The organism is Actinomadura fibrosa (assembly GCF_900659615.1).
Classification (GTDB): Bacteria; Actinomycetota; Actinomycetes; order Streptosporangiales; family Streptosporangiaceae; genus Spirillospora; species Spirillospora fibrosa.
In genome coordinates this window covers 1-3,087 of the sequence record NZ_CAACUY010000475.1, presented here as the reverse complement: position 1 = coordinate 3,087, position 3,087 = coordinate 1, and the positions used below count along the sequence as shown (strand labels likewise).

General features: G+C 74.5%; 4 protein-coding genes. 2 read left to right on the top strand and 2 right to left on the bottom strand.

Features of this window, described 5'->3' with window-relative positions; genetic code table 11:
- Window positions 1-459, bottom strand: a 459-nt coding sequence (locus E1300_RS48770) for a PRC-barrel domain-containing protein (RefSeq protein ID WP_242619904.1), incomplete at its 3' end; no start/stop codon positions are given.
- Between the two features lie 411 nt (window positions 460-870).
- Between E1300_RS48770 and E1300_RS48765 the strand changes: the two genes are divergently transcribed.
- Window positions 871-1,971, top strand: coding sequence for a matrixin family metalloprotease (locus tag E1300_RS48765; protein WP_131764046.1), 1,101 nt, complete (start codon window positions 871-873; stop codon window positions 1,969-1,971).
- A 103-nt stretch (window positions 1,972-2,074) separates the two neighbouring features.
- Window positions 2,075-2,488: a hypothetical protein gene (locus tag E1300_RS48760; RefSeq protein ID WP_131764045.1), complete on the top strand. Its 414-nt coding sequence runs from the start codon at window positions 2,075-2,077 to the stop codon at window positions 2,486-2,488.
- 9 nt (window positions 2,489-2,497) lie between these two features.
- On the opposite strand, the gene E1300_RS48755 is transcribed toward E1300_RS48760, so the two are convergent.
- On the bottom strand, window positions 2,498-3,087 hold a 590-nt coding region (locus tag E1300_RS48755), incomplete at its 5' end, for a class E sortase (protein ID WP_131764044.1).

The window sequence follows — 3,087 nt, the reverse complement described above, 5'->3', positions numbered from 1 at the left end:
CATGCCGCCGCGGCCCGCGGTCCCGGCCATGCCGGCGGTCCCCGCGGCCCGCCCGGCGTCGCCCGCCTTCCCGGAGTCGCCGGGGTCGACGGCGTCGCCGGCGTCGCGCGAGGAGCCCCCGTCGTCCGCGGTCCGACGGCCGCTCGGGGGACGGACACCGTAGTGCCGGTAGAGGTCCACGATCTGCGCGTGCGAGAGGTGCTCGTCCGCGTCCACGTTGGGCGCGCCCTTGATGGTCTCCTTGTCGTAGGGGACGTGCAGCGCGTCGTCGCTCTTGCGGGCGCCCGCCAGCGGGATGAAGCTCTCCCGCATCCCGAACCACCCGGTGTGCACGGTCACCCACTCCGGCGCGCCGGAGTCGTCGTTGAGGTAGACCTGCTTGATCGTGCCGACCTTGGTGCCGTGGGAGTCGCTGACCCCCATGCCCATCAGTTCCCGCACCTGTGTCTGTGTCTGCACGTTGAACACCTCTGCTCTCTTCGACCGCGTCCGGCGGCCGGCTGGGGGAGGATCCGTCGGCAGCGGACGGCGGACCCACCGGGTCCGCGCCGCACGGTCGCGGTGACGTGGAATGGTCCCGAGTTGCCTGATTACCACCTGCTTATCCGTAGCGACGGTCGATAAACGCGTTTACCAGATGCCGATTGATCATTTACCCGCGCATTGCCCAGGCGCGGGGATGCGCGGCACTCCGGCCCTCGCCGCATGCCGTCCACAACCGCCGGAATGCCCTCGATCGGACGGAATGCTCGCGGTCTCGAAAGAGGAGCAGGACATCATTTTAGGAAATGGCGGTTTCGCTTCTCCGGCCGCACGCAAGACTCTCGACTGGAACGCGGACGGACGGTCCCGAGCAACGGAGAGCCTGGTATGGGAAGAACCTCGTGCGCGACCGGCCGGCGCGGCGCCGCACTCGCCGTCCCGCTGCTCGCGATGCCCCTGCTCGCGGTGCCCCTGCTCGCGGTGGTCCCGTCCTCCGCCTCGGCCGACGCCCGGCCCGGCCGGCCGAGGCGGCCCGCGCAGCCCGCGCCGCCCGTCCCGCCCACGCGTTCCAGCCCTCGCGCGCCGGGCTGGTGCAAGCCGGACGGGGCGCTGACCGCCCGGACGATGCCGCGGAAGATCCGGATCTCGGAGTGCGACCTGCGCGGCCGGACCGTGCGCGGCGCCAACGGGCTGGAGGCGTTCGTCCCGGACGACGGCACCTCCGTCAGCGCGCACGTGCTGCGCACCGACGGCGCCGCCGAGCTGCGCGTCGAGATCGACGAGCGCTCCCAGGAGATCTCCATCACCACGCGCGGCCCCCGGCTGCCCCAGGGACGTCCCCGCAAGTCACGGGCCCCGCTGGACCCGTGCACGGACGGCGCGTACGTCCCCGAGCCGGGCAAGTGGCCGAAGGGCAGCACGATCCAGTGGCGGTACTACCCCGGCGGCACCGGGCAGCCCATCGCGGGCATCAGCCGGGGCGTCTCGAACGCCGCCAACGCCGTCACCGACTGCACGCCCGCCGGCCGGTTCCAGCCGCCGCCCGACGTGAGCACGGCGTACGCGGGCGCCGCCTCCGTGCCCCCGGACCTCACCGCGCAGGCGTCCTGCGGGCGGCGGGACGGGACCAACGTCTTCGGCTGGTGGGCCATGCCGGGCGCCGAGTCCGAGGTCCTCGCGGCCACCTGCGTCTGGTTCGCCGGGTCCACCACCGTCGAGAGCGACATGGCGCTCCAGGAGTACGGCAAGACCTGGTGGTCCGGCGACACGGACGGGGGCCGGGATCCCCGCGAATGCCCCGCCGGCAGTTTCGACACCACGGCGGTCGTCACGCACGAGACGGGCCATGTCCTCGGCCTCGCGCACGTCGAGGGCCCCGACCACGCCAAGCTCACGATGGCGCCGTCCGTCGCGTCCTGCGACAGCGGGCCCGCGACCCTCGGAAAGGGCGATTACGACGGACTCATCGCCCTTTATGGCGAACGCTGACCCGCATTTCCGGGCGATCGCGCCGCACATCGTTCCCGCCAAAAAGCCGCGCAAGCGGTGTGTCCCGGCTACCGGCACCCGCCCGCGCCCTTAGTGTCGCACTATGGTCAGCCGTTTTCCCGGCGGATACCGCCGGTGGCAGGAGGAGGGGCGCCCGGCGCTCTTCCGGACCGTCCCCTGCGAGAGGCCCGCGCTGCTCGCGCTGCACGGCGTCGCCCGGCGGCTCGGCACGGCGATCGTCGAGACGGGGGCCCCGCAGGCGGGCGGGCTCGTCCGCCGCGGCGAGCTGGCGCACCTGCTGGCCGGCGTCCGGCACATCACCGTCGCGGGCGACGCCGAGCTGCGCTCGTGGCAGCCCGCCGGGCGCGGGCCCGCCGAGATCCGCGGGCTGCTCGCGGGCGCGGTGGAGCACGTCCTCGCCGCCGTCGTCGCGAGCGACGGCGCCGCCGCCCTGACCCACACCAGGAGCATCGAGCTCATGGTCGACTGCCATCGGGCCACGGCGGCGAGCCGCTGACGCCCCGCCTCAGGAGCGGGCCTTCCCCCCGGTCTTGGCCGTCCCTCCGGCGTCGCGGGTCCCTCCGGCGTCGCGGGTCCCTCCGGCGTCGCGGGCCTCGCCGACGACGACGAGGCGCCGCCGGTCGGAGCCCCGCGGATGGCAGGTGATCAGCGTGACGTACCGGCCGTCCGGGGCGCTGCGGCGCTTGAACGGCACCGCCTCCAGCGCCCGCCGGTCGCCCGGGGAGATCACCCGCCTCGTCCGCACCGTGTAGGCGTAGGACCGGCCGCCCGCCGTGAGAACGATCCGGTCGCCGCGCCGCAGCCGGTCCAGGCGGGAGAACGGCGCGAGCCACGTCGTCCGGTGGCCGAGGAGCACGGTGTTGCCCTCCCGTCCCGGCAGGGCGGTCCCCGGGTGGTGGCCCACTCCCCGCCGGAGCGCGCCCGTCGTGACGCCTTGCAGCACGCGGGCCTTCAGGCCGATCTTCTTGATGCGGATCCGGCCGATCACGGATCCGGTCCTCGTTCCGGCCCGGCCCGCGCGTTCGGCCGGGGCCGGGTGTCCGGCCCGCGCGGTGCGCGCGGCCGGGTCGTGCGGCTCGGCGTGCGCCCGCGGCG